The following is a 26681-nucleotide window of genomic DNA, read 5'->3' as shown; positions in this document are numbered from 1 at the left end:
GTTTAGCCGTTGAAGATAGACCTCCACACACATACTCATCGTTCCGGGGATTCAACCACCACCTACGAAGAATATATAGAGGCCTTCCAATCCTCAAATTTGGATAAGGTGGCCGTAACCGACCACCTTACCATTGAGGGCGCATTGAACCTTCGAGAACGCCTCGGGGACACGATCATCATAGGTCAAGAATTTCGGGTCAAGGAGGGCGAGCTTATTGGCCTCTTCATCGAAAAAAAAATACCTCCGGGCCTAGATGCCAGAACCGCATCCAAGATGATTAGGGACCAAGGTGGACTAGTTTACGTTCCTCACCCAGGTGATCAAGGAAGAACCTCTCTCACCTATGAAACACTATCTATGCTTGCCAACGAGAAAATGATTGACATTATTGAAATCGGCAACTCTAGGTGGAGTCCTAACGGGTTCAACCAAAAAGCTCAAAGCATTGCCACCAAAACCTCAGTTTCCACAGGAGCTGGTAGTGATTCACATGTCGAGACCGCCATCGGCTCATCTTATTGCGACCTTGGCGATGCTCCCTGGAACGATTCAAGCCAATTCCTATTAGCACTGAGCGGCGCAAGCCTTACAATCGATTGGTTTGATCCGCCGCGAAAGTGGAAGTCGCGAATAGTACCATCGAGCCATTAGCACCCACGACACATTCGAGACAGTGAACCTCCCCGCCCTTACAGACGGGGCTTCTGACCTCGCCGTTTGGTTGGAGTTACCTGACATCGCTTGCATCATGCCACCGCTACCGACTGGTCTAGTGCTAATGAATTAGCACTAGTAGATGAGTTTGCTAGTTTCGGCTTGCTAGTCTGAGATAGCTCAGACAAGGCCCGGTTCTGGGCACCACTTCGGGCTCTGGCCTTGTGGCACTGCACCTTTTGGTGTGACTTGCGTTGATTGGGTGACCAACGCTTTTCAGCTCGAAGATACGTGACTCGGATTGTTGTATCTAGTCCAATTGGAGAGTACTCGTTGTATATCGCCTTCTGGAGAATATTTATTGCTCCTAGGGCGTCTCGATGACAGCTGAACCCACAGTTAGGGTTCTTGCATCGGTAGTGCCGACCTCATGGTCGGTTGCGCCTTGAACACGCTGGACAGGTTTGGCTAGAGTAAGACTCGTTTAGGTGTTCTATCTCTAGCTTGGTCTTTTCTTGCAGATATCGCTCCTGTACTCCTCTTGACCACTGGGATAGTTGTTGGCGGCCATGGCGACTTATGCGCCGTTTTACTTTGGTATCTTTCTCGATACCCCTCACATCACCAACTATAAGCCTGGCGGTGTTGTGGTTGATGACGTGATTAGCCGCTTTTTTGGACACCTGAGTATTCCAAAACTCTTTACCAGTCCTTTACCACAGGGGTCATTGCGAAATAACCGTTTTGGCGTATTCGACAGCAACGCATTTACTCAAAATGGTTGCTTAGAATTCAAGAACTCCCCTCGAGCGTTTCTTTGGATCCAAAGAAATAAGCAGTCCCGTAATTGGATCTGAAAGTTATGTTTTTAGCTCCATTGAATTCGAACTAAAGGGGTTTGATTCCAATACGTAGTTTAGGAACCAGTTACCCTTTGTGCTACTCCTGGCTTAGAGTGGTCCGTAATCCTCAGAAAAGTAAAAGACAACTTTCTAATCCAACAGCGGGAGGACTATGGACAAATAAATATCAGAAAACGAGCCATTTAGGCATTAATTAAGGGACCTTCTAGCCTGACGTCCACCAGAATTGAGGTAACTTAGAAATAGGTTTGAGGGATCAGGAAAGTCTGGTCCAAAGATACTGGTGCTATAGTCCAAAAATTCTGCCAATAGTGGTCCAGAGAATCGGAATAGTCACTTGGGGTTCCACTTCGTGGAGCATCAGATAGAACCGATACCCAAAGAGAGAGAATCTCTTCCTCTACTTAGAGACAGTAAAGCCTGAGACACTGGACAATTCAATGATCTCATCCTGGCTAAGGCCATCAGCTGCTCCAAGGGCAATCTTGGCACGAGTTACATGAGACTGAGGCGAGGTAGTAGCACGAAGTACGCCCTCTAGAAACTTTCTATCGTTGTCTGAAAGAACAACCTTGAATGCCGGTCGACCAATCTTCTTTTCCATTACTCTCCTAAGTGTAGTGAAATGTACCTCTGTATAGGTAAAACACTAAAAATAGGGATTAATTCCTTAGTTAAATGAATTTATGACTAAGGACACTAGATGTGTACTGGGATTATCACTTGCTTTAGTGGTACCTTGGACCCACATCTATGTCAATAGAGCCATAAGAGCCATCAGGATGGTGCCTTTCATGGGATAGCCATCCATGCTCGATGAATTTAATTGGATTATTCGTATTAATTAAATATTTCCGTTGGTCAATTCGACAAAGCAAGTCTCAAATTCCAAGTAAAATAACAAGAGGTCAACTTCTAGACATCTCTGGGAATCATCCAAAATTACGCCAACTTCAAATATTTAGCCCTTTCAACCTAGGAACAATCACAAAGGATTCAGATATGACACGCGTTGTAATTGTTGGAGCTGGATTTGGTGGACTAGCCACAATGTCGGCTCTGGCCCACCAAGATGTAGAGATTACTTTAATAGACAAGCACAACTTTGCCACATTTCAACCGCTACTATACCAAGTCGCGACCGCTGGCCTAAATCCGGGAGATGTAGCATTTCCTATCAGGACTCTTCTAAGAAAACAAAAAGGCGTAACCTTTCGACAAGGGATGTTGGCGGGTATTGACAGTGCTGCAAACGAAATTTCCCTAGTGGACGGAGCGCGGGTACCCTATGACTTTCTTGTTTTAGCGATGGGGGCAACTACAAACTTCTTCGGAATTCCCGGCGCAGAAGAGCACTGCCACGGCATCTACACCCTCGACGAAGCGCTCGCGGTGCGAAACAAAGTCTTCTCTCTCTTTGAACGGGCAGCATCCCAGGGCATCAAAGGAAATGCAATGACCACAATCGTCATTGGTGGAGGTGCGACCGGCGTCGAGATGGCAGGTGCCCTTGCCGAATTGAAGCTGCGCGCATTTAGAACAGACTATCCATCGCTAGATCCCGCCCAAGCTCGAGTGATCCTAATTGAAGCTAGAGAGCGACTCCTAGGCGCCTTCTCGCCAGAGCTCTCAAAGTACGCCTCAGCTGAGCTGAAAGGTCGTGGCGTCGAAGTCCGCCTCAACACTGAAGTGAAAAGCGTAACCGATGCTGGAGTTCACCTTGCCAACGGCGAATTCATCGACTCTCGACTGGTCATCTGGAGTGCAGGTGTTGGGGTTTCAAAACAGTTCTCAGATTTAGGGCTGCCCCAAGGCAGACAAGGGCGCTTTGAGGTTGGCGATGACCTTAGGGTCGTAGGCCATGAAAATATCTTCGCGGTTGGCGACATAGCTGCAACCCTAGAGTCAGACGGAAGCCTAGTTCCGCAACTAGCTCAGCCCGCAATACAGACAGGCACGCACGTTGCCAAGATGATCCAGGCCTTAATCACTTCAATGCCGACCACACAGTTTGTCTATCGCAACAAAGGGACGATGGCCACTATTGGAAGAAATGCAGCAGTCGCCGAACTAACGAATGGAATGAAACTCACGGGATCTACCGCATGGCTCGCATGGTTAGCTCTACACCTTTTGACCCTATTGGGCGTCCGCAATCGCCTGTCGGTATTACTCAATTGGAGTTGGCACTACATATCTTGGGGTCGTGGTCCCAGAGTAATACTTGGTGGTTAGGACGCGTTAGATGGAGAGGCAGGCGCCGGCGAACTTTCCGGTGCCGACTTCTTCTCTGTTGTCGCTGCTGGAGCCGCCGACTCTGATGTGGTTGGCGCAGCTGGAGTAGCTTCACCAGTTGAAGCGGGCGGTCTAATAGAACTCGAAGTGGATTTGGAATCGTTTCGGTAGAATCCACTTCCCTTGAAGGCAATTCCTATGCTTCCAAAAACCTTGCGAAGTTCTCCGCCACAAATCTCACACACCGTCAAGGAATCGTCCGTAAAGGATTGAGTCACCTCGAAGTTATTGCCACAAGACTTGCAGAGGTATTCATACTTTGGCACTTTTACTCCTAAATCTAAAGGTCTTTCACGATTAGCACTCAATATATCTGAGTGCTAATTTTAGTATGGTTTGGCCTTAAGTTCGTACGCATGACTTCGACGATAAAACAAAGTGATAGAACAAAATCTCTTCGGTGCCGGAAAGATTGCAACTGACGCGAAACCTCTGCACTAAAAAGATTAACCCACTTCAAAAGTAGTCAAAGTCAGATCATCGCGATCAAAAGGTTAAAAGCGCCGTCTTTATTGGGCATCCTATGGTGATTCTCCCCGCCTTAAAGCTAATCTAAAGAATAGATAAATCTAGGATTGGAGTCTTCTAATTCTACAAATCTCACACTAGCAATTGCATTTTAAGGATTAAGATTATATAATCAATAGCTATAGTCGCCGGGTTGTCAAAATGCGACCCAACCGACAACCCGGAGGCTACCTCACCAGGGGAGAGGTAATACTCAAATTGAAACAAGTTCGCAAAGCCGTGATACCAGCCGCTGGCCTCGGCACAAGATTTCTTCCGGCGACCAAAGCTCAACCTAAAGAAATGCTTCCCGTAGTCGACAAGCCCTCAATACAATACGTAGTCGAAGAGGCACTCGCAGCAGGTTTAGACGACATCCTAATTGTTACCGGCAGATCAAAACGATCGATCGAAGATCATTTTGATCGATCATTTGAGCTTGAGTACTACCTAGAAGAAGGCAACAGAACTAAAGAACTGGCGGAAATTCGTAAAATCAACCACCTAGCCGAGATTCACTATGTTCGACAAGGGGATCCACGAGGTCTCGGACATGCAGTACTAGCTGCTAAAGCTCACGTTGGAAGCGAGCCCTTTGTCGTTCTTTTGGCTGATGATATTGCAGCGTCGGACTCTACCCTATTACCTGACATGCTGTCACAATTTTATCGAAACGGTCGTTCTGTAATTGCCCTTCGCGAGGTACCAAAAGCCGACATACGTCTTTATGGATGCGCTGTGCCTGAATTCGTGACTCCAAATTTTGCTAGAATATCAAAAATAGTTGAAAAACCTACCGTAGAGGATGCACCTAGCAACCTAGCGGTTACTGGAAGATATATATTCACTCCGGAAATCTTCGATGCGCTTTCAGAGACAAATCCGGGCTTTGCTGGTGAAATCCAATTAACTGATGCAATTCAAATTCTTCTTGGATGGCAGGCAATCTATGGCCTCATCACCTCGGAAAAACGATACGACATCGGAAATAAATTGGATTACCTGAGGGCAACGGTCGAAACTGCACTAGATCGCAGCGACCTCTCGGGTCCATTCAGAGAAATTCTTGCAAACGTGGTTGCCAATGATCCAAAATTACGTGAAATGTGCCAAGACCTGCTCGATATAAAGATTGATCTAGATCGCAAACTCATATAAGTTCTGTCTGATTTAGCCACCGATACTATAGCTGATATGGTAATTGCTATGCATGATTCCACAAATATCCTGTAGAACCGAAAATCCGTCAGAAGCAATTATTTTAAGTAAACCGTCTAAATATTGATTCTCAACCGACGCCCTACCCGTAACCATAAAACCCAACAAACTTATTCTGAGTCAGATCTTTAGGGCAAATCTTGCAAAAATCGAAACTCAAGCCTTCTAGTTACAAGTGCCGTCGAATCTACTACCAATTCGCCAAGATACTCAAAGCACAGTCTCAACAACTACTCAAAATCTCATCGTGGCCACAAAGAGATTAAAGAAGTACCGGCAAACCTACAATAAAGATTCATCAACCAACAGATCACGCCTCGGGTAAAATCACCCTTGCAAACTCCCCCATACGGGCATCGGCTAAATAGGCTTGGGATCAATTTTTGGCCTTAGTCACCACCCCAACCAAGGCGCAATCATCCAAGTGAAACCCCTGGCGCCCAGATTCCCAAGATCGGATCGCCACCATGGAGACCATTAAGAGTGACCGCACTTCTTTAGCCTGTACGCACTCGCCTTAAATTTCCATTTTGAATCTAACGTAGGTATATAAAAGGAAATATCTAGTTAGGTTCAAAGAGAATGATCCCCTTAACACAGGCACAGCAGTACGTATTGTCAAATATTGATACCTCACGGGCAATGGCAATTCCTATCGACGAAGCAAACGGACTCATTACCTCGGGTTCGCTTGAGGCCATGGAAGAAATTCCCCCATTTGACAACACAGCAGTCGACGGAATAGCCATTAGATCAGAGGAGATAGATCGTCTAAACCTCTCAGGGAGCATCGAGGTAAGAATCGCAGCCACCATTGCCGCCGGTAGCCCAGACAAGGTAGAGATTGCCCCGGGTACATGCGTTCGAATCATGACGGGCGCACCAATACCATCAAATTGTTCGGCCGTGGTAATGATAGAAGATGTCGTTGCTAGCGATATTATGGCGACTATTTCTTGTCGAATTGCGCCGGGTGACAACATACGACGCAAAGGTTCAGACATAGCAATTGGAACTCGGCTCTTTGAATCAAATACCCGATTAACCCCAGCTCATATAGGTGTATTAGCATCTGTGGGATTTGCGAAAGTGCCAGCCTTTCGCCGAATCAAAATTGGCGTGATCTCGACCGGAGACGAACTCGCCGAGGTCGGACAGGCCCTAACCTACGGAAAGATACGAGATTCAAATCGTCATTCCCTACTTGCAATTGCATCCTCAAGCGGCGCCAACGTCCTCGATCTAGGAATCGTGAAAGATAGACCAGAGGATCTACGCAAGGCATTTTTAGACGCAGCCAAAGAGGTAGACGTCATAATAACCTCTGGCGGCGTCAGTGTAGGAGATTTCGACTACACCAAAGCAATCTTAAACGAACTGTCAAATGGAAAAGCTCAGTGGATGCAAATCGCGATACGACCAGCCAAGCCCTTTGCGTTTGGAAAAATCGACAACACTCCATTCTTCGGTTTACCCGGCAACCCCGTCTCCGCGTTAGTCAGCTTCGAGCTATTGGTCAAACCCGCGCTTCGAAAGATGCAAGGAGATCTAGAGCCGCTCCCTCGGCCAGTTTTAGCAAAAGCCACCGGCGCTTACAAGCGAACCCCTGACGGTAAAAGACACTTTGTACGTTCGAATCTACATGTAAATAACAGTGGAGCCCTAGCAGTAAAGCCTCTTGACAAACAAGGTTCACACATGCTCCATGAGATGTCGAAAGCAAATTCTCTTATCATCGTCGAAGACGGAGATGGATTCCTCAAAGACCAAGAGGTCGAAGTATTACCTCTTAGTGCTCTTTAGAGAAACGACACATTCAACTCAAATAGAACCCTCAAAGAGAAACGAAAGTTACATCTATAGAGCTCACACTATGACTTGCTCCTTGAAATCAAGCAAAGAGTATGGGAATGTCGTCGTGTTGAGATAGTCGACTAATTCCTTTGTGACTGGTTCAATCTTGGGAATGAAGCGATTGTGGGTTACAGCAGAGCGCCCTTGCTTCCAAACGTGTTCCTGGGGATTGAGTTGCGGAGAATACGGAGGGAAATGGACTGCTTCGATGTGATGCTCCCTAATTGCCTCTTGAGCGACGCTCCCTCTGTGCCATCCTGCCCCATCCCATATAAGCAGAATCTTCTCTCTTGGGTAGATCTTGCGGATCGCCAGCAGTATGGCCGCTGTTTCATGCATAGTCTGGCGCTCTGTTGCAAATGCATGCTCCTTGCCTGTCTTGAGGTTCAAAAACCTATAGATGCTCCGGTTCATTCTGGTTCCATTGGTCTCAATTACAGCTGGTGTGGTTCCTTTCGGTATCCACACTTTCTGAGTAGTTGTCGCCTGAGTGAGAACCATCTCGTCTTCACAGAGAATCACCGTATCTGGATCAGAGAATGCCTCTTTCAGACGTTCTTGCTGCTCGTCTTTCCATTCAGCTACCGCTTGTGGATCAGCCTTCTCGTACTGTTTGCCCGGCAGATGGAAGCTGAACTTACTTTCCCGAAACAGAACGTAATAGCTAGTCCTAGAGGCATAGAGAACACCGTATCTGCGCTTGAGTACTGTAGCCAGGATCCGTGTTGACCAAAACGGGGAACTGCTATAGCCGTGGTCATTGGGAGTTGTAGTCGTGAGCATGATTGCCACTTCATCTCTTTGAGACTTTGAGAGAAGTACCGGAGCGTTGTTATGGCGCTTGTCCTTGAATGCCTCAGTGCCAACGCCGCGGAATGACCGTCGAATTCGCTGTACATGCTTGACAGAGAGGCCTGTCCTGTTGAGGGGACTCCCATCTTCAAGGGTGAGAACTGCCAGCGCCCGCTTATATTCGTCGATGTTTTCAGTCTTCGCCATGAATGCTTCAATAGTGGCGAGTTCCTCGGGTGTAAGCATGTCATGAGAAGATTAACACACTTTACAAGAAATTAAAAGGGCTCATTGGAGCATTTCAGAGTGTTATGCGAATAGTGCCAGAACCAACCAAACACACTCCGAATTCCAACCATAGTGATAGGCTTTGAATACTATGCAGGAAAAAGCTTTGGTGGACTCATTCGGAAGGGTCGTAAAAGATCTAAGAATTTCAATTACCGATCGATGCAACTTTAGGTGCCTCTACTGTATGCCTGCCGAGGGGATGCAGTGGGTACGTCGAGAAGATGTGCTCACCTTCGAAGAGATCGTTAGAATTGCACGAATTGGAGTCGAAAGATACGGCTTCGACGGGATCCGCTTGACAGGCGGAGAACCGACAGTTCGCGCACAACTTCCACTCCTTGTGGAAAAGCTTTCGTCCTTGCGAAATCCGCTTACTTCAAAACCAGTCGATATCGCAATGACGACCAATGGGGCCACACTCTCCACTTTGGCTGAAGATCTAAAAAAAGCTGGGTTGAACAGAATCAATATATCCCTTGACACTTTGGACCGGAAAAAATTCGCTCAAGTTACCCGACGCGACCAGCTACTAAAAGTAATAGGTGGAATTCAAGCTGCAAAAGCCGTTGGATTCGATCCCGTAAAACTAAACGTGGTAGTAATGAGGGGAATTAATGACGACGAAATACTTGATTTCATCGAATTTGGAGTAGATCTGGGTGTCACACCACGCTTCATTGAATTTATGCCTCTTGATGCAGACGACGCTTGGTCTGAAAATAAGGTAGTGCCCTCCGATGAGATAGTCGACATTATAGCTAGCAAATACTCATTGACAAAGATAAACAACGGTTCAGACCCTGCTAGCCGATATCGCTTAGGAGATACCAACCACGAGTTTGGGGTAATCCCAACTGTAACAGAACCATTTTGTGAGAGTTGCGACAGAGTTCGCATTACAGCCGAAGGACAGTTTCGAACTTGTCTCTTTGCTATCGAGGAATACGATCTTCGTGAGATCATGCGACGCGGAGGCAGTGACGACGAATTGGCTGCGGAAATGGAACGAGCTGTGGGTCTCAAATGGGCAGGGCACCAGATCGGCAACGTCAACTTCTTACGTCCCAATCGTTCAATGAGCCAAATCGGGGGATAAAATCGCGCAAAGATCGCGCTAAGGCATCACAGTGCAAAAATACGATCTAGGCTTAACCCCTATGACAGACTCCGGATTGACCCATCTAGACCCACTTGGACGCGCTCGCATGGTAGACGTCACACCCAAGGAGCCAACACACCGACGAGCGGTTGCGCGCTGCCGGGTTGTGATGGAGGCTGAGACAACGGCTAAAGTTGCCAGTAACGCAATAAATAAGGGTGACGTGCTCGGTGCGGCACGAATCGCCGGGATTCAAGCAGCAAAACGAACTTCGGACCTAATACCCCTTTGTCATCCACTCTTGGTAGGGTCCATCTACGTAAACTTTCTTATTGGAGACGACTTCGTAGAGGTTGAGGCCCAGGTTGAGACGATCGATCGAACCGGAGTTGAGATGGAGGCCATGACGGCGTGTTCTATCGCTGCGCTAACGATCTATGACATGTGCAAGTCCATAGATCGATCGATGACCATAACAGATCTCGCTCTTTGGGAGAAGGTGGGCGGGAAATCTGGAACCTGGAAACGACCCGGCCACGATAAGCTCGCAGATCCGCTTTTTTAACGTCAATTAAAGGCTAATTCCAAAATAGAGATGGACAAACCTAATAAATTACACTAGTGTAATTTATTAGGTTAACGAGGAATTCCTAAAAGGCTGAAAATGAATATTATTTTGGTACTTTCAGGGTGGTTTATTGCCCTAGTTACAATTAGCGCTGTAAAAGTGCATAATAGAGGCGTCGTAACCTCAGTATCACAATTTCACGAACAATTGCTAGTACTTGGCAGGACCTCAACACTGCATAACGGTGAAGATAATTATTCCACGACTCACACCCTTTACATGCGACAAACCCACCTTCATAGCCATAATCATCAGCCTCATAGGGTCCTGACACAAAGCGCCACTGACTCAACCGTGAGAAATCATCCGATCACCGCAGTTGAGCGAAGAACTCGTACGCTTTTCGCACTCTTGACAGCACTGCTATTGATGACCCTAGCTCTTGTAATTTCTGCCTCATTTTTTGCACTTTTAGGATTTGTCGGAGTCTTGGCACTGGTAATCGTTTACATCTTGGCTCTACTTTCAATCAAGCGAAACCGCAAAGGATCCCATTATCGCCGGCAGAACGCCCAACTTCAATATCCGTCGCCGGCTCCTCGCTCGCCACGTGAAGATAGTCCGCAAAGAGCTCCATATCTGTCAAGACAGGCACTAAATGAGGATGTTAGCTACTTTGAGCTAGAGGGCCAACTCCAAAAAGGGGATCCTCTTAAAGTTGGTTACTACTAAGCTAAATAAGTAAATAACGGGGGTGTAGCTCAGTTGGAAGAGCGCTACGTTCGCATCGTAGAAGTCGGCGGTTCGAGTCCGCTCACCTCCACTCGTAATCTAACTAAAAACATTCCCCCTGTTAGACGCGCCATCTCTATTTCTGCTCGCGCTCATACCTAAACTTATTAGCTCCTAGGGAGGGACGAGTATCGCGCCTAACGGTTGCTATCGAATCTTCACAGAAGCGCCACTTTATTTGACAAATCCTAAAAACCCTTGGCTTCTAAACCCTATACGTTGCGGACTAACCACATCTGGGAAGTGAATCTCAAATTCGTGAGATCCTGGCTCAACTACCTTGAATGGAACATTTGAAAACCGGTGATTGCTACTGTGTGGTCGAGACCAAAAGCTTGAAAGCCCATTGGTCGATACCGTAAAAACACCATATCAAAAGGGCATGCGAGAGGTAAGGCCGGACTCTAGGGATCATTTGCGAGTTGAGGATTCTCTTCGGCTTCAAGCTCAAAAGACATATAGTTCTACTTGTGGCGGGAGATAAATCGAGAAGTTGGAAGAGGTGATATCAGTTTGCAAAACCTACCCGCAAGGCGTCCCGTCAACCTTGCGGTTGACGGGACGCTCACAAAAACGAATGCTAGAGGAAGTCCGGTCGTATCCTCGCGAGCTACGTGAGGCTTCTGGGATTGCCCATATCGCGTCTCACCGATCGACCATGGCGACATCAAACGCCTGCAGATCGACGCACTACGCAAATATGTCGAGGTGGTCGGTGGCAGAAAGTCGAGGTGAAAATTAGCGACGAATGTTTTTTGATCGCGTAATTTTCTACATAAGCAATCACCCAGACCGGATCCAACTGGGTTAGACGACGTTCTATCTTTGGCAAACGGTGGTAATTCTGCAGAAACGTGGTCACAATTGCTGGTGACGCCGTACGCGATTTTAGAGCCTAGAATCGCTCATGCCAAAGATTAACCCCAGTTCATCGGGCAGATTTGACTTAAGATTTGAGTAGATTCCTACTTTATCCACAATCATACGTTATTCACGATGAAGCCCACTTGCGGCTTCCGAACAATTCTTCTCATTCGCCAAGGATTCCGGATTTTATACTAACGGCTTCATACAAGATTATCACTCATCTTCAAGGTTTGTCACCTCAGGGTTCGCCAGATTGTGCTTTTATCCGCACCATTTACTTCGCCGATCATCTTCGAAGAGCATCGTCTTAAAATACTTTGATCGAATTTTCTGAGACCTCGAATCGACCTTCAGATGAGCTTCTTTGCCACGGTCACGCCACGAAACAGAGGCTCCGAATATATCCTCTGTTAAAAAAGAGAGCTCAAGGAACCGATCACGACCGGTCCTTGGGCTCTCTTAGTCCACTTGAATTGTCGAGCTAAAGCTCTGCCCCGCAAGGATAACGCTTTGATTCAGTCATGGAACCAAAATAATCAGTGATCACTACTAGAGGTCTTGCTCTTATCTACAGATGTAAAAACCTTAGGTTGACTCTCTGTGAGATGTGCGTTGATCACAGCATCATTGGCTTGTGCTACGGTAACGGCATATTCGTGCCCATTCCCACCAATTACATTGACATCAAAAACAGGTATATGTGATGAGCCTTCGGTATCCGGCTCAGTTTTTATAATTTGAACAGATCCTGCACCTGGTGCGTTAGCATTTACCCAACTTGTCGCTGCCTGGTCCGCTCCCGAAATTGTAGATAGCAAACTTGGCGCAACTGTAGAGCTAGTTGGCGCAACTGTAGAGCTAGTTGGCGCAACTGTAGAGCTAGTTGGCGCAACTGTAGAGCTAGTTGGCGCAACTGTAGAGCTAGTTGGCGCAACTGTAGAGCTAGTTGGCGCAACTGTAGAGCTAGTTGGCGCAACTGTAGAGCTAGTTGGCGCAACTGTAGAGCTAGTTGGCGATATCGAATTTTCAGCCAGATGCGCCGACAATATAGCATCGTTGGATGCCTGAACGGTAATTGAATATGTGTTTGCGTTGGCCGCAATCAATTTCACATCAAAGACCGGTGTGTTTAATGCCCCTTCGGTATCTGACTCGGTCTTTACAATAACGACCTGCCCTGTCCCAGGAGCATTGGTATTAGCCCAGTTAGTTGCAGCTTGGTCGGCGGCGACATTGGGAGTTAGCGAAGAAGTTCCGACAGTTGTAGCTGTCGAAGAAGCGAGCTGTATCCCAATGGTTGGTCCCGCAAAAAGGCCAACTGCTCCTAAAGCAGCTCCACCTACTAGAAAAACAAATGGCCGTCGCTTCATGGAGCTTCCAAGCCGATTAAAGCCGTGCGCTCTGGGCGCTTGTCCGTTTTTCATATCTTTCATTTATCAAACCTCTATCCACACAGGGGTCTAGGCCACAAAGACGAATCGATCCTCAAAAGATTCGACTAGCAAATTTCCTAGCCACTCTCATTATGCTCGCCCTAACAGTAAGAGACAGTGAACGACGTGTGAGAATCAATTTAGATTTGAAGTTATCATTTACTACCGGGTCCAGGCAAACACCAAAAACAATTAAGGTTATAGAACCTTAAAAGCTTATCCATGGACTGTATGCGGGCGAGTCCACTAAATTTCTACGTAATTTTATCTCTTCCAGCCATAGATAAAATTGCCAATGGCTCTCTCCAAAGGAAGAATAAACGTATTCCAAAGATAAATATTGCACCTAATGTCACATTGATCTCTTCTAAATGGAAGTTTCAACCCAAGCCATGAACCTTGTCCATCTTGGAGTAACTCAAAGTCTCAGTACATCCATGAACCGGACCAACCAAATTTGATACTCAAATTCTGCGCGCTTTCGGTCCAAAAATTACCGCGTCATTGGATGGTGAAAGCAATCTTCGATAGTCGTGAACGCAGCACAGGGCATCGTGGGACAGGACCGGACAACGTTATTTGTGCCCCCCATGCGAGTAGAATGCCCAACGAACTACAGCCATTTGGAAGAATCTATCTTTTCGCGATACATAAAAAATTACAAATCGAAATATCCCCGCAATAATCATTACGATTTCACCGAGGTAATGCGATAACGCTAACCAATCATGGGGTGAATTATGTAAAAATCACAGACTACCGATCCTCCTTTTGAAACAAGTCACGGCCATATTCATCGATGATCCATCGCTAAATGAGGATCGCTCCGAACAGGAAGAAGATAGGAAATTACAAATACCAACGACGGATATGGCCTACGAGAAGGAACAGCGGTCGCGGTAGCCGTTGCTTAGTCGAATGAAATTGAAAAGCAAACTGGAAACTACGTCTAACCTTGAACATTCATTATATAGGAACTGTGATTCACACAACTTACCTTGCGTCCCTAAATGTCTATCAAACAAATACGGCTCACAAGACATAGCTGAAAGGACTATCCGTCTCGCACAACCGGAGTGCAAGCAACTACTTCAACTGGAGAAGTAACCCTAGCAAATCAAGTATTGAGAAAGCTAGAAAGGTTATCCCAAACCTGAATAAAACCGCGCAGAACTAACTTAAGAGCACCCGAAGAGCACGAGGGAGCGGAAACTGGATCTCACCGACAACATTTCACTCTTCTCAGAAGGCTAACCCTCATTATTCATTGTTGCAGCGGGGAGACTCATCTAAATCATTGCGACAACGGGAAAAGATTCACTAAAACAAAGTGAAGAAACCTTAATAAGGGACGAATTGCGCGCCCGGAGGGATTCGAACCCCCAACCGTCTGATCCGAAGTCAGATGCTCTATCCGTTAAGCTACAGGCGCGTCAGACAACATCATAGCTGATTTACCCGGTGAATCCCGCTCACATGACATCTAAGAGACAAAGACGCAGCTATCAAAACGACTATTCAAATTGCCCCGAGAGCCTCAATCACCTCGGCGTTGGATATCTTTGGCAAGGAATTGATCCTATGTGTCATAACGATTATCATCACCTTAGAGCCTCTTATGCTTCAGATCTTCCCGAGTGAGATTTGCCTGCTCCTAGGGTACGATGGTTGGGTAAGATGGCACAATTTCTCGTCAACTCCCGAACTTGCTACCTCCTCGAAGCCAGACAATGAAGTCAACGGGAGGGCGAAGGTGTCTAAGGGAACGATAACATATCTCCACTTTGTCTCGAGATGCCTGCTTTGCAATCGCAATCTCTATTACAGGGCCAAAGCGTGCTTGCTCATTATGGGGTCACTAGCAGGAGTGTCAAATCCAAAGGGACAAGTACGACCGCTATGGCATTCGAGACATTGCCTCCAAAAGGTCCTGCCGAATTCTACGCTGAGTGACAACCCTTCGAGAGCAGATTTAGAGCAGTGGAAATCCTAAACTGGCTAAATGCTTATACTGGTAATCTCTCGATGTTGCCGAGCATATATCCATCACGTCGTTTAAAGATTATGCCAATGGTAGCATTTTTACCATAATACTTACCCCATTCTGAGTATCGACAAATCAATTAATCAAATCGTTGGCTGCCAAAACAACGCTGTGAAATTAAAATTACAAATGCGACTAACAGCCCAAACCCGAGCTCATCACCACGGACAGTTATTGATCCAGCCAAAGGAGCGGCAGCATTTCTATTGTAAACGAGATTAGAAGATTCGACTCGAGCAAGTTCTCACCAGGAACTGGACTTAGAGCAGCAGTTGGGATGGCTATTCCACTGGCCGTCGCAATATTAACTAAACATGTGCTTGGCGGCGTAACAATGGCTATTGGCGCACTAATTGCCGGAATGGCCTCGCTGCAAGGCACCTACCGCAGTCGAATTAACGTAATGCTTGCAGTAAGTCTGGGTATGGCAATAGTTGCATTCCTAGGTTCGACAATTGGTCGAACTGTAGGTATCGACCTCTTGGTTATTGCTTTACTGGGTCTTCTAGCAGGACTACTTAGTGCACTTGGTGCAAGCGCGACCACCGTTGGCGTACAATCAATTGTCGGCTTCGCCCTCTTTAGCCAAATTGTGCTAACTCCAAAAGCCGCCCTAATGCAATCGTTATGGATCTTTTCTGGTGGAGTTCTTCAGGCGGTCCTTGTCGCAATTATTTGGCCAGTTTCGCGCTTTCCGGTAGAACGAAAAGCATTGTCTGATGTCTTCAACTCGTTATCAAAATACTCCAGCGATCTTGGTGCTACACCAATTACAATGAACAGACTGCAACTCTCAACCGATATTCGAGCGATCCTAACTGATCCCAAGCCCTTTGGTGGGCGATCAGAGATGGCAGCCTATCGACAACTAGCAGATGTAACAGATCGCCTTCGAACCGAGCTCACAAGTCTGGCCCGTGCTCGAATAAGGTTAGATGACCTCGAGGGCGAAGCCGCTTCAGCCCTGGTGGGTGAACTTCTAGAAATTGTTGGCTCCATTCTCTCTGTGATCTCAGGTGCGATTGCCCAGGCTCGATCACCAGAATTACCTCGTGGGCGAATCGGAAGAATCATGGAAAAGCTAGACGAGTCTCTGGCTGCAAGTCAACAACCCTGGCTAAACGCTCAAATTAGCGAATCCATCAGAATCGCGAACTCGCTTACCGGCCAAGTTAGGCGTTCTGTAAGATTGGCCAAAGCAGCCTCTGGAATGACCTTGATCCCCTATAGCCCTGTCGGAAAAGCACCAACTTCGCCCAGCCCTCGATGGCTAAGAGCTAGTACCGTCTCCCTCTTATCCTCACTCTCCACTCTGCGTGCCAATTTAACACCGACATCTGGCCCACTGAGACATGGCGTCCGTCTCGCCGGAGCATTAGTAATAGCGCAGTCGCTTTCTCACATCTCCCCAATTGGTCATGGCTATTGGTTAATAGTTACGCTAGCACTCGTTCTAAAATCTGACTTCTATACAACTGTCACCTATGGTATTTCAAGAAGTCTAGGAACGGTTCTGGGGGTGACTTTACTAACCCTTTTGATTGCGCTCACTTCGCCATCACCTAGTGAGCTAGCCCTCATATCAGTGATTCTATATGCACTTTCAGTTAGTGTACTTGGCGCAAATTATACGCTATTTAGCGGATTAATGGGAGCACTGATCGTTTCTCTTTTATCTTTTACAGGGCAGCCGGACACGGCACTCGCTGGCGAAAGAGCGCTTTACACCCTCGGAGGCGTTGTGATAGCAATAATTGTCTATCTCGTCTTTCCCACCTGGGAGCGCGATTTCGTCCCTGAAATGTTAGCAACTGTTCTATCCAGCCACGGAATATACCTTCAACGGGTCCTAAATTACTGGCAAAGGGCCTCGGATGAAGATCGAGGAGCGATTCAAAGCGCTCGACTAGAGGCACGACTGTCCCGATCCAATGCAGATGCCTCTATGGAGCGCTGGCTCTTCGAACCAAAAAAACCAGCTCAGATCCAACCAAATATCGCAGCGAGTATCATCTCTGGTGCAGATCAGCTCGCATGGAGTTCTCTGGCGCTACGCGTCAGCGCTCCCAATTCAGATCTCAATCTCCCTACCCTTTTGGAACTCGCGAACGCAATAGATGAAGCACTTGGGATAATTATCGCGCGCATAAGAGATCAAAACGCAGCCACAGTCGTCTTCCCCGACCTCAGGTCCATTCAAATCGCGCTGTTTAGCGACCTAGAAAAAACAAGGAGAAACAGGAAGGACCTCGCAAAGATCGACTCACCAATTGCCGTACTATTGAGCGAAACAGACGTTATAGTCGACACCATCGATACAATCGCACATCTACTCAAATCTTGAAATCGGGCCAATTCTCCCTTGAATCAATAGTGACCCACTAAGTGCAATAAACCGCTTCCAACGCCAAATGGGCAGGCTCAACTATTCAAGCTCCACCGAGTACGACCAACCAACCTTTATCGGCCGCCCGCTAGACGCGATCTTTCAAGCAGCTCAGAAAATCATAGCCCGACCTCCTAAAAACTCAAGTACCAAAAATGTCGTCTTCCCCTTTTCAAATTCATAGGGAGGTCAGCAAAAGATCTCGATGTTGGCACCTGTTAATGGGCCACCGACAACGCAATAAAAGAATGATTTAGCCACATTAAAAGATATCGAGCGACACTACACCTTGTATCTCTTGCGATTGGCATAGAAATTAGTCCTTTGAATCAGCCTGCTTGTTCAATCGCACCTCTTCAAAATCTATTTTCAACTGCCGATTGTCCTAAATCAAATAGAATCCTCGCGGTCTTTAGCCGCAATGTTAAGCACCAATTTTTCGGTTCTGACTCCCCTCACCTTCCATGAAATCAAAAAACCAATCCCTAAATTCATAGGAATCTTAACTTGAATAATCGATCCAGCAAACCAGAAGAGCAAAAAGGCGGCCTTATAATTAGAGAATTACCCAAATAATCATCCCTAAGTTCAAGGGGGATACGATATCGGTCGACTACTTCAATTGTTGGACCCTTTTGAGCAGCTTTTACCCCTCGAGAGGTCCCAACTAGGAGAGCTTTATCGACTTGAAAGAATTATCAACCCAAATAGTCATAGGTGATTCGAGTCGCAATCGCTGAGCCATGGAGGAGGCATTTTGACAACAGACCTGATAGTAAGCGAGCGCGAATCAATGACTTGGCGCGCATTCATGAGAGCCAATCTTCTGCTTGACGCCTACATAGATGCCGGCCTGCAAGCAGCATCGGGAATAACTCACAGCGGATTCATCGTAATCTCCCTATTGGCTGAATCCAACGGATCTGGCAAGAGTATGACCGAGTTAGCAGCACATACCCAATTTTCAAGGAGTCGGCTGAGCCATCTTATTGGACGTCTCGAAACCTCTGGATGGGTGGAGCGTAAATCGTCGTCAAATGACCGCAGGTCACAAATCGCAGTTCTAACCGAAAGAGGGATGGCCATCTACGAAAACACGTCGCCCCTTTATAACTCCATAGTCAAGGAACTCTTTATCGATAAAGTGCCCTACGAAGGAGTGGAGCTTCTACAGCGGATCTTCATCAATATCGTAAACACCACTGGTCCAAAAGTAAGTGAAATAGACCGAGACCGGCCAACTTTTGAGATGGAACTCGGATGACTCTAGATCGATCTAAATGCCCATAAGTGCCAAACTTTAATTTACAAATCAAGGCGTGCGCCAAAGTAGTAATAGGGCTGATCTAATCATCCTAAATAAATCACGGAGACCAGGTCAAGAAGCTATAAGGTATCTATCCTTGCCGACAAGGTCACGCTCGATTCTCACAGATCGAAAACCAGCGCGATTGGCCAACGAGCAAGCAAGCTCCCCTTGTGATTCCCCAATCTCAAGAATTAAGATCCCATCTGGAGCCAGAAATTGAGGGGCACCGGCGACGATTGTCTCTATTTCAACCATTCCGGTACCACCTCCATCCAGCGCAAGGTGGGGTTCCATTCTCACCCGTGGATCTAAAAGATCCAACTCTGAAGTCGCGATATAGGGTGGATTAGAGACAATCATGTCGAATCGTTCGAACTCCCGGCCACTTAGCGCCTCGTACCAAGAGCCTTGTTCGAAGGCGACGCTGGCTCGAATCAATTCTCGATTCAGTTCCAAATTTTCCCGAGCGAGCTCAAGCGCATCATTGGAATAATCGACCAATACAACCTCTTCGCATCTGCCTGAGGCTCCAAGAGCCAGTCCGATCGCTCCAGTACCCGTGCCCAGATCTAAAACTGAATGAATTAATTTTGGCAGAAAACGATCCAATATCACCTCAAGGAGATATTCGGTCTCAGGCCGTGGAATCAAGGCCCGTCGATCACATTTAAGTTCAAGAGATCCAAATGGCCACGATCCAATCACGTATTGCAGAGGTTCGCCGCCGACATAGCGCGCTGAACGGTCTCTAACTTCTTTCTCTATTGCGCCATTCGACTCGATCTCACCAGAAACAACATCTTCGTATTGAATATGTGCCACTGCAGAGATAACCCATATAGAAGGCGTCAATCCATCAAAGAGATCGCTGTAGTGCCGCGCAAGATCAATCAATTTCAAAACATTCACCTAGCAGCTAAGGCCCATCGATAAGGTATAGGGATCAACGATACCGAGGAGGATTACTACCCCTCATTACCCGAAAGTTGCTTAGAGCGTTCGTCGATAAGAAGAGCATCAGAGACTTCGTCCAATTCACCAAGCAAGATCCTATCCAACTTGTACAAGGTCAGCCCAATACGGTGATCGGTTACCCTATTCTCCTTGAAGTTGTAGGTGCGGATCTTCTCACTTCGACCACCACCGCCAACTTGACTCTTTCTGGCACTTGAAAGCGCCTCAGCTTGCTTGTCTTGCTCCATCTTCAGCAGTCGAGCACGCAACACCTGGAGGGCCTTAGCGCGATTTTGAATCTGGCTCTTCTCATCCTGCATGGCAACCACCATTCCAGAAGGAAGGTGAGTAATTCGAACTGCAGAATCGGTTGTATTGACGCTCTGTCCACCAGGACCGGTTGAACGATAGACATCGATTCTCAGGTCATTTGGATCAATATGGACATCGACCTCATCGGCCTCTGGGAGAACTGTAACTGTCGCCGATGAAGTGTGGATCCTGCCTTGGGACTCGGTAACTGGCACCCTTTGCACTCGGTGCGGGCCACCTTCATGCTTTAGTCGGCGCCAAGCATCTTCACCTTTGACCAAAAGCGCTGCCTCGTTATACCCTCCACGCTCAGACGGGTCAGCCCCTAGCACTTCCACCTTCCAACCCATGCGATCAGAAAATCGGAGATACATATCGAGGAGATCCTTTGCGAAGAGGTTTGCCTCTTCGCCTCCTTCAGCTCCGCGAATCTCTAAAATAACGTTCTTGCCATCGTTGGCATCTCTAGGCAAGAGTAAGAGCTCAAGCTCCTCCTCTAGATTTCGTTGTTGGCCTTCGAGGTTTTTCAACTCGTCTTCCATGGCGCTAAGCTCGTCGGCCTCTGAGATCTGAATTATCTCTCGTGCTGAATCGATATCTTCCTTTATGGAGTTGAGCTTTCTATAGGTAAGGACTATCGCCTCTAGCTCTTTGTGGCGACGGCTCAACTCTTTGAAGCGCTTCTGATCTCCATAGACAGAGGGATCGCCAAGCTCTACTACGACGTTCTCATATTCTCGTTCGAGGCTCGCAACCCGATCACTGTATTCCAAAATCCACCACTTCCACTTCAAGCTTCTCTCGCCAAGAAGCCAAGATTTGCCAAAGTGTTACCTTCACCTTGGATAATTTTAATAAGTCAAAGAAGACGCCAACCTTAACTAACTCTACAGTTACGACAAGGTTAAGGCTCAAATCGCCATATAAAGAGCGAATCGAAGCGGCCGCTTGAAGCAGCTTGGCAAGAACAGATATGTCCATCGACGCGCTAATCGCAAATAGTTCAGCGTCTCCTTGGGCATTGACTCCGACTAAAAAATCTACAGGATCCCGACCCTGGCCAAAAAACCCCGACTTGATAGCTTCCAAGTCGCCAAACGGGTCCACGCCTTCGTGGCCTGCTAGATGAAAGTCAATTCGTCGAAACGAGACCATTGCAAAATCGCTCGGTTCCGAACACATACGAGATGCCAGCCACCGCGAACTTAGAGCTGTCGCAACTTCTCTAAAACCACCAGAGCGCCGGTCTCGTGCAATTACATCACGGCATGAACTCAATATTCGGTTCAAATTCCAATCATAGTTATTGACCTCTTCGATCAATTGAGCCTCTGCAAAGGAGACTCCTGGATAGATCTCGTTAGTTATTGCATCTATCCTGGCATAAGGGATACCCTCAAACTCTAGGTATCTCTCGCCAAAACGAATCGAGACGTCCCTGCGAAAGTCCTCTGGGACAAATGACAGCTCTAAGTCGGTAAAGTCTCGTGCTTCCAGCAGTGTAAGGCAATCGATCGGGTGAATAGATTCGATCGATCTGCCTTGATAAAATTGCACATCTAGGTCAAAGCCACTCATCTGAGCACGAAGCGAACCCGCCGCAAGTGTGATAGTCTGGCGATCAAAACGTTGAGCCCCAAGATCTAAAAATACTATCTCTAGCCGTCGAACAAAGCTTCTATGCGATGCGACCACCAAAGCGGTGGCATCAAATTTAATACGGCCACCCACTACAATAACCAAGGAGTCGCCACTGGCGACTCCGGCTATCTTTGAACTATTAATAAATTGCGATACATCGCCCGTGATACTTGAATAGCCAAGCTTGTTGGCCACAGATCGTGCAATGGATGCAAGGGCCAAGGCCGAAACATTGTTACCTTGCACGATGGACTTATCTCCCTTGAGCGCAATTTGACCCTAATAAAGAGTCACTTACTCAGCTGTAACAGGTGTCTGACCCCGACGAACACCATATCGACGCTGGAAGCGCTCTACGCGGCCTCCGGTGTCTACAAGCTTCTGCTTGCCCGTATAAAACGGGTGGCATTCATTGCAGAGTTCAACGTGCATTGAATCTTTGGTTGACTTAGTTGTAAAGGTGTTGCCGCATGAACACACAACCTGTGCGTCAGCGTAATGAGGGTGTATTTCCGGTTTCATAGCCTTAAGGAGTATAGTGGGAGAAATCAAAAAACCTTAGCTTTAGGGTCCAGGACTTCATTACCAACAAAAGTGACTCCTCCTATGCCCCTGGACTCTTAGCGATCTCAGCCAGAAAGTCGTTATTCGACTTGGTTTGCTTGATCTTGTCGATTAGCAATTCAAGGCCCGGAGCACTCGATCCTTCAGATGAAAGAGCATTGAGAACTCGGCGCAGCTTCCAGACTTGATTTAGTTGATCTCGCTGAAAGAGGAGTTCCTCATGACGCGTCGAAGATGAAATTACATCAATTGCTGGATATATTCGCCGTTCTGCCAAGCGGCGATCCAAACGTAGCTCCATATTACCGGTCCCTTTGAACTCCTCAAAGATAACTTCGTCCATCCTGGATCCGGTCTCCACTAAAGCAGTCGCCAAGATGGTGAGACTTCCACCCTCTTCAACATTTCTTGCCGCACCAAAAAACTTCTTCGGAGGATAGATCGCACCTGAGTCAACTCCACCTGACATTATACGACCGGTCGCAGGAAGAGCAAGGTTGTAGGCTCGGGTGAGCCTAGTTATACCATCCAAAATGATAACGACATCGCGCTTCATTTCAACCATTCGCTTAGCCTTCTCAATGGCTAATTCGACTACGGCTACGTGTTCCTCTGATGGTCTATCAAAGGTAGAGGAGACGACCTCACCACGCACAGATCGACGCATATCAGTGACCTCTTCAGGCCTCTCGTCAACGAGTAGAACCATTAGATATACGTCAGGATTATTCGCCTCGATACAATGGGCGATCTCCTTCATTATCGTAGTCTTGCCGGCCTTTGGAGGGGAGACTATCAGCCCTCTTTGACCCTTGCCGATAGGCGCTATGAGATCAATAATCCGAGCAGTAACATTGAGGGGGTCAATCGAGGATTCAAGTTTTAGCCGATCATCTGGAAAGAGAGGGGTAAGTTCTTCAAACTTTGCCCTCAGCTTCGCCTCATCTGGATCAAGACGATTTACCGTATCGAGGCGAACTAGAGCTGGATACTTTTCAGATCCTATCGCGCTTCGAGCACCACCTTCGAGCATGTCACCTCGCCTGAGGGAGTACTTTCGAACTAGGTTTACAGAGACATAGACGTCCTTTGGCGAAGGTAGGTAGCCATTAGCCCGGATAAACCCGAAACCTTCGTCGCGCAAGTCTAACAAACCAGAAAAATCGGTTAACTCTGCATTCGAAGCATCAACAGACCCCCTGGTCTCGCCATCTCGCCCTTCTTGTCTCGGGTTAGTCCTGCCATTGCGACGCTTTTCGCGACGCCTGGTTGAATTGGCATCAATGTCCCGATCGCCGCCACGGTCTGAATCCATCGAGCGATTTGAATCGTTCCTCTGACCATCATTTCTATTTTGGTTATCGCGGCTTTGGTTATCGCGGCTTTGGTTATCGCGGCTTTGGTTATCGCGGCTTTGGTTATCGCGGCTTTGGTTATCGCGGCTTTGGTTATCGCGGCTTTGGTTATCGCGGCTTTGGTTATCGCGCGAAAAACCCTCTCGAGCAAAACTCTCGCGGCCATTGGACTCCCTTTGGCTCTCACGTGGTGCCACTTCACCAAGGACGACCTCCTCGAGCGGTGAATTGCTTTCACTATCACCTTCGTTGGCCGACCGATCTTGACCACTTGTGCGATTATCGTTTCCACGGCGGCGAGGCTGCTGAGGATTCGAGTTAGTGCGATTGTGGTTACGTGACGGAGCGGTAGCTGGATCAAGCTCAACCACGATTGGAGGTAGAATCGCGACTGGTTCGAACTTTACCAGAGGCGATACAGTCGTCTTTACGAGATCGTCGTTCCAAACTGGAGCCGTCTCCACTACTGCATTCGCCGGTCGTTTCGAGCGAATTAGTCGTGCATTACGACTTTGATCCACAGAATCCTCTGAATCACCTACAACTGATGTCGTCGACGCCTTCTCTTGCTTTGGCTCAGTAGAAGAAAACAGATCGCCATCAGATAATTCAGCAACCGGGGCCCTCCTGCTTGCCATACCCGCTCGGGGCCTCGCAGGCCTATTAGCCTGTTCCTGGGGCGACTGTGAGGTGGAACCTTGATCAGATGAGGGAGAACCTACCGGCTGGGAGACAACTACCGTCGACACTATTAGCTCAACCAATTCAGCCTTTTTGCTTCTTGGAGATGGAGAAAGTCCCAACGAATTCGCTATTCCGATGAGCTCATCATTTTTCTTCTTCTCCAAAACGGCCTTATCGGAGATAGTAGGGGTTGTCATATATGAAACCTCAATTCACATTCGTCAGGCAAGAGATATTTGTCGTATTAGTTCTCTTAGCTCTGACGTCTAAACATAAAAAGTGCGTGTTCCAATGTCGCTTGAAAAACCAATTGAACTGTCCGTTTAGGACAAAGGAGCTTAGTGACTGATTCGACAGCCGCCAAAGACGGCTCGGTAAAACCGGGAGTCGTTCCAAATCAGGAACACTTACTATTTATTGAATATAACACAGTTTCTGAAAAAACCATCTTCTGGGAGGAAAAGTGGGGAATATTTTTAGTTCATCCGAGCACCCTGGCTCTGCGAAACAAACGAACAATTCAAAATTCTATCATTTGGAAAAGGTTTTCATTGGTCAGAGATAGGTTGCTTTGCTTAGATGCAACAGTTTGTGCGAAGGTTGAATAAGAGGCAAAGACCTGACAGCATTTACTTTCCACCGACAAGGAGTGTACGAATGTGTGAAGCTGTACAAGCAAGTCAAATAAAAACACAACACGCTATGGTCACCTTCATCAAGTTGACCATAACTTTGGTCGCTCCATCGTGTCGCGAGAGGTAAATGTTATAAGCGATTGGCGCATCTGTTCAGTCTCTCGGTTGATGGTCTTTGGTGCCTTAGCACCACCAGAATCGGAGCAATTTCGCTATTTTGGATTGAACACTCCTGAGACCCCACAATTTAGACAACTAATTGACGATATGTCTCCTTCGTGGCCATAGTGAAGATAGATAGCAAATCGTCACCATTTAATCAAGGAAGACCCACCGAGTCCAACCCCTATGGCAAATATCCCGAAATCTTATTGGTTTACCACTTCAGCTGTACTCCTAAGTGACAGTGGGGCCTTCTTGGTCGATCAGTCTTTTAATCTTTGACTAGGTCTTCATGGGAAAAACTCAGTTCAAGAATACTAGATACCTACAGCTTCTGAAATTGCCTCAATAGTTGCATCCAATGCTGTAGGTACCTGAATTTGTGAGATCGCAGTATCGGGATCCTTCAAACCATTTCCGGTCAGAACACAAACAACCCTGGCACCCGCTGGCACCTTAGACTTCAATAGACCAGCTACCGATGCAGCGGAGGCTGGTTCGCAAAAGATGGATTCGCGACTGGCCAAAAGGCGATATGCAGCAAGTATCTCCTCGTCGGTGGCGGCAAAAATATCTCCGCCAGATTCATCGCGGGCAGCAAGAGCCTGCTCCCATGAGGCTGGATTTCCAATTCGAATCGCAGTGGCTATGGTATTGGGCTCCAAAACTGGATGGCCTAGAACGATTGGCGCAGCGCCTGCAGCCTGCACGCCAATCATCTTAGGCAACGAGTGACTTAGGCCAGCCTTTTCATACTCTTTATAGCCACGCCAATATGCAGTTATATTGCCAGCATTTCCTACGGGTATGAAATGATAGTCCGGGGCAAAACCAAGTTGATCGATCACTTCAAAGGCGCCGGTCTTTTGGCCCTCAATTCGAAATGGATTGATCGAGTTCACGACAGTTATCGCCTTAGTCTCGCCAAGTTCTCGAACGATCTCGAGCGCTCGATCAAAGTTCCCTTTAATCTGGATCACCTTTGCTCCATAGATCAAGGCCTGAGCGAGTTTTCCAAGGGCAATGTAGCCAGCTGGAATAAGGACAAGACAAGACATATCAGCTTTGGCAGCATAAGCAGCCGCCGAGGCGGAAGTATTGCCAGTCGAGGCACATACGACTGCCTTCGATCCAGCTTCTTTGGCCTTAGTAATAGCCATTGTCATTCCGCGATCCTTGAATGACCCAGTTGGATTGGCTCCCTCAAATTTAAGATAGACACTTGCATTTGTCATCCCCGAGAGAACTGGCGCATAAATCAGCGGAGTTGCCCCCTCTCCAAGGGTAACCACCTCTACATCTGGAGCAACCGGAAGAAAGTGCCGATATTCATTTATCAGCCCTCTCCAATTGAGAGAAGATGAGGACAATTTTCCCGTCGAACTTTGCATTTCACACC

The 26681-nt window shown here is 47.3% G+C and carries 20 protein-coding genes and 2 tRNA genes; 11 read left to right on the top strand and 11 right to left on the bottom strand.

Annotation, left to right across the window (positions count from 1 at the left end; translation table 11 throughout):
* Nucleotides 1–9: 9 nt before the first annotated feature.
* A complete protein-coding gene (locus ACIDITHRIX25_RS000000100200; RefSeq protein WP_201731898.1) occupies nucleotides 10–654 on the top strand; it encodes a PHP domain-containing protein in 645 nt (214 codons plus the stop codon).
* A 1266-nt stretch (nucleotides 655–1920) separates the two neighbouring features.
* Here the strand turns inward: ACIDITHRIX25_RS000000100200 and ACIDITHRIX25_RS000000100195 are convergent.
* Nucleotides 1921–2124 carry a hypothetical protein gene (locus ACIDITHRIX25_RS000000100195; protein WP_201731897.1) on the bottom strand — a complete coding sequence of 68 codons (204 nt, stop codon included), beginning with the start codon at nucleotides 2122–2124 and terminating at the stop codon, nucleotides 1921–1923.
* Nucleotides 2125–2522: 398 nt separating this feature from the next.
* Between ACIDITHRIX25_RS000000100195 and ACIDITHRIX25_RS000000100190 the strand changes: the two genes are divergently transcribed.
* Nucleotides 2523–3755 (top strand): NAD(P)/FAD-dependent oxidoreductase, encoded by a 1233-nt coding sequence (locus ACIDITHRIX25_RS000000100190; protein WP_201731896.1) that lies wholly within the window; start codon nucleotides 2523–2525, stop codon nucleotides 3753–3755.
* Here the strand turns inward: ACIDITHRIX25_RS000000100190 and ACIDITHRIX25_RS000000100185 are convergent.
* A complete protein-coding gene (locus tag ACIDITHRIX25_RS000000100185) occupies nucleotides 3752–4081 on the bottom strand; it encodes an FmdB family zinc ribbon protein (protein ID WP_201731895.1) in 330 nt (109 codons plus the stop codon). The two genes, ACIDITHRIX25_RS000000100190 and ACIDITHRIX25_RS000000100185, sit on opposite strands and share 4 nt — an antisense overlap.
* A gap of 403 nt (nucleotides 4082–4484) precedes the next feature.
* On the opposite strand from ACIDITHRIX25_RS000000100185, the gene galU reads away from it, so the two are divergent.
* Nucleotides 4485–5480, top strand: coding sequence for a UTP--glucose-1-phosphate uridylyltransferase GalU (gene galU, locus ACIDITHRIX25_RS000000100180; RefSeq protein ID WP_201731894.1), 996 nt, complete (start codon nucleotides 4485–4487; stop codon nucleotides 5478–5480).
* 642 nt (nucleotides 5481–6122) lie between these two features.
* Complete coding sequence (locus tag ACIDITHRIX25_RS000000100175) at nucleotides 6123–7343, top strand: molybdopterin molybdotransferase MoeA (RefSeq protein WP_201731893.1); 1221 nt, start codon at nucleotides 6123–6125, stop codon at nucleotides 7341–7343.
* Between the two features lie 63 nt (nucleotides 7344–7406).
* Here ACIDITHRIX25_RS000000100175 and ACIDITHRIX25_RS000000100170 read toward each other — a convergent pair whose 3' ends face one another.
* Nucleotides 7407–8432 carry an IS630 family transposase gene (locus tag ACIDITHRIX25_RS000000100170; RefSeq protein ID WP_201731892.1) on the bottom strand — a complete coding sequence of 342 codons (1026 nt, stop codon included), beginning with the start codon at nucleotides 8430–8432 and terminating at the stop codon, nucleotides 7407–7409.
* 133 nt (nucleotides 8433–8565) lie between these two features.
* Here ACIDITHRIX25_RS000000100170 and moaA point away from each other — a divergent pair, with 133 nt between their 5' ends.
* From moaA to ACIDITHRIX25_RS000000100150, 4 genes are all read left to right on the top strand, one after another.
* Entirely contained in the window at nucleotides 8566–9573 is a 1008-nt protein-coding gene (gene moaA, locus ACIDITHRIX25_RS000000100165) for a GTP 3',8-cyclase MoaA (RefSeq protein WP_052605810.1), read from the top strand.
* 61 nt (nucleotides 9574–9634) lie between these two features.
* Nucleotides 9635–10141 carry a cyclic pyranopterin monophosphate synthase MoaC gene (moaC, locus tag ACIDITHRIX25_RS000000100160; protein WP_052605809.1) on the top strand — a complete coding sequence of 169 codons (507 nt, stop codon included), beginning with the start codon at nucleotides 9635–9637 and terminating at the stop codon, nucleotides 10139–10141.
* Between the two features lie 99 nt (nucleotides 10142–10240).
* Nucleotides 10241–10876, top strand: a complete 636-nt coding sequence (locus tag ACIDITHRIX25_RS000000100155) for a hypothetical protein (RefSeq protein ID WP_052605808.1) — start codon at nucleotides 10241–10243, stop codon at nucleotides 10874–10876.
* Between the two features lie 18 nt (nucleotides 10877–10894).
* Nucleotides 10895–10967: transfer RNA gene (locus ACIDITHRIX25_RS000000100150), tRNA-Ala, on the top strand.
* Nucleotides 10968–12339: 1372 nt separating this feature from the next.
* On the opposite strand, the gene ACIDITHRIX25_RS000000100145 is transcribed toward ACIDITHRIX25_RS000000100150, so the two are convergent.
* Entirely contained in the window at nucleotides 12340–13236 is an 897-nt protein-coding gene (locus tag ACIDITHRIX25_RS000000100145; RefSeq protein WP_201731891.1) for a hypothetical protein, read from the bottom strand.
* A gap of 1359 nt (nucleotides 13237–14595) precedes the next feature.
* Nucleotides 14596–14668, bottom strand: a tRNA-Arg gene (locus tag ACIDITHRIX25_RS000000100140).
* 889 nt (nucleotides 14669–15557) lie between these two features.
* On the opposite strand from ACIDITHRIX25_RS000000100140, the gene ACIDITHRIX25_RS000000100135 reads away from it, so the two are divergent.
* Together ACIDITHRIX25_RS000000100135 and ACIDITHRIX25_RS000000100130 are read left to right on the top strand one after the other, a co-directional pair.
* Entirely contained in the window at nucleotides 15558–17624 is a 2067-nt protein-coding gene (locus tag ACIDITHRIX25_RS000000100135; RefSeq protein WP_052604906.1) for an FUSC family protein, read from the top strand.
* A 799-nt stretch (nucleotides 17625–18423) separates the two neighbouring features.
* Nucleotides 18424–18930, top strand: a complete 507-nt coding sequence (locus tag ACIDITHRIX25_RS000000100130) for a MarR family winged helix-turn-helix transcriptional regulator (RefSeq protein ID WP_052604905.1) — start codon at nucleotides 18424–18426, stop codon at nucleotides 18928–18930.
* A 114-nt stretch (nucleotides 18931–19044) separates the two neighbouring features.
* On the opposite strand, the gene prmC is transcribed toward ACIDITHRIX25_RS000000100130, so the two are convergent.
* From prmC to rho, 5 genes are all read right to left on the bottom strand, one after another.
* Nucleotides 19045–19875: a peptide chain release factor N(5)-glutamine methyltransferase gene (gene prmC, locus ACIDITHRIX25_RS000000100125; protein ID WP_052604904.1), complete on the bottom strand. Its 831-nt coding sequence runs from the start codon at nucleotides 19873–19875 to the stop codon at nucleotides 19045–19047.
* Between the two features lie 65 nt (nucleotides 19876–19940).
* Nucleotides 19941–21014, bottom strand: a complete 1074-nt coding sequence (gene prfA, locus ACIDITHRIX25_RS000000100120; protein WP_052604903.1) for a peptide chain release factor 1 — start codon at nucleotides 21012–21014, stop codon at nucleotides 19941–19943.
* Nucleotides 21001–22128 carry a hypothetical protein gene (locus tag ACIDITHRIX25_RS000000100115; protein WP_052604902.1) on the bottom strand — a complete coding sequence of 376 codons (1128 nt, stop codon included), beginning with the start codon at nucleotides 22126–22128 and terminating at the stop codon, nucleotides 21001–21003. The genes prfA and ACIDITHRIX25_RS000000100115 overlap by 14 nt, the downstream gene beginning before the upstream one ends.
* Before the next feature lie 48 nt (nucleotides 22129–22176).
* Nucleotides 22177–22404 (bottom strand): 50S ribosomal protein L31, encoded by a 228-nt coding sequence (rpmE, locus tag ACIDITHRIX25_RS000000100110; protein ID WP_082058518.1) that lies wholly within the window; start codon nucleotides 22402–22404, stop codon nucleotides 22177–22179.
* Between the two features lie 82 nt (nucleotides 22405–22486).
* A complete protein-coding gene (gene rho, locus ACIDITHRIX25_RS000000100105) occupies nucleotides 22487–24682 on the bottom strand; it encodes a transcription termination factor Rho (protein ID WP_082058512.1) in 2196 nt (731 codons plus the stop codon).
* 144 nt (nucleotides 24683–24826) lie between these two features.
* Between rho and ACIDITHRIX25_RS000000100100 the strand changes: the two genes are divergently transcribed.
* A complete protein-coding gene (locus ACIDITHRIX25_RS000000100100) occupies nucleotides 24827–25093 on the top strand; it encodes a hypothetical protein (RefSeq protein ID WP_052604901.1) in 267 nt (88 codons plus the stop codon).
* Nucleotides 25094–25599: 506 nt separating this feature from the next.
* Here ACIDITHRIX25_RS000000100100 and thrC read toward each other — a convergent pair.
* Nucleotides 25600–26673 carry a threonine synthase gene (thrC, locus tag ACIDITHRIX25_RS000000100095; protein ID WP_052604900.1) on the bottom strand — a complete coding sequence of 358 codons (1074 nt, stop codon included), beginning with the start codon at nucleotides 26671–26673 and terminating at the stop codon, nucleotides 25600–25602.
* Nucleotides 26674–26681 lie beyond the last annotated feature (8 nt).

Source organism: Acidithrix sp. C25 (assembly GCF_904848545.2).
Note: the sequence above shows the minus strand (reverse complement) of the source record. Positions and strands in the feature narration are given on the sequence as shown.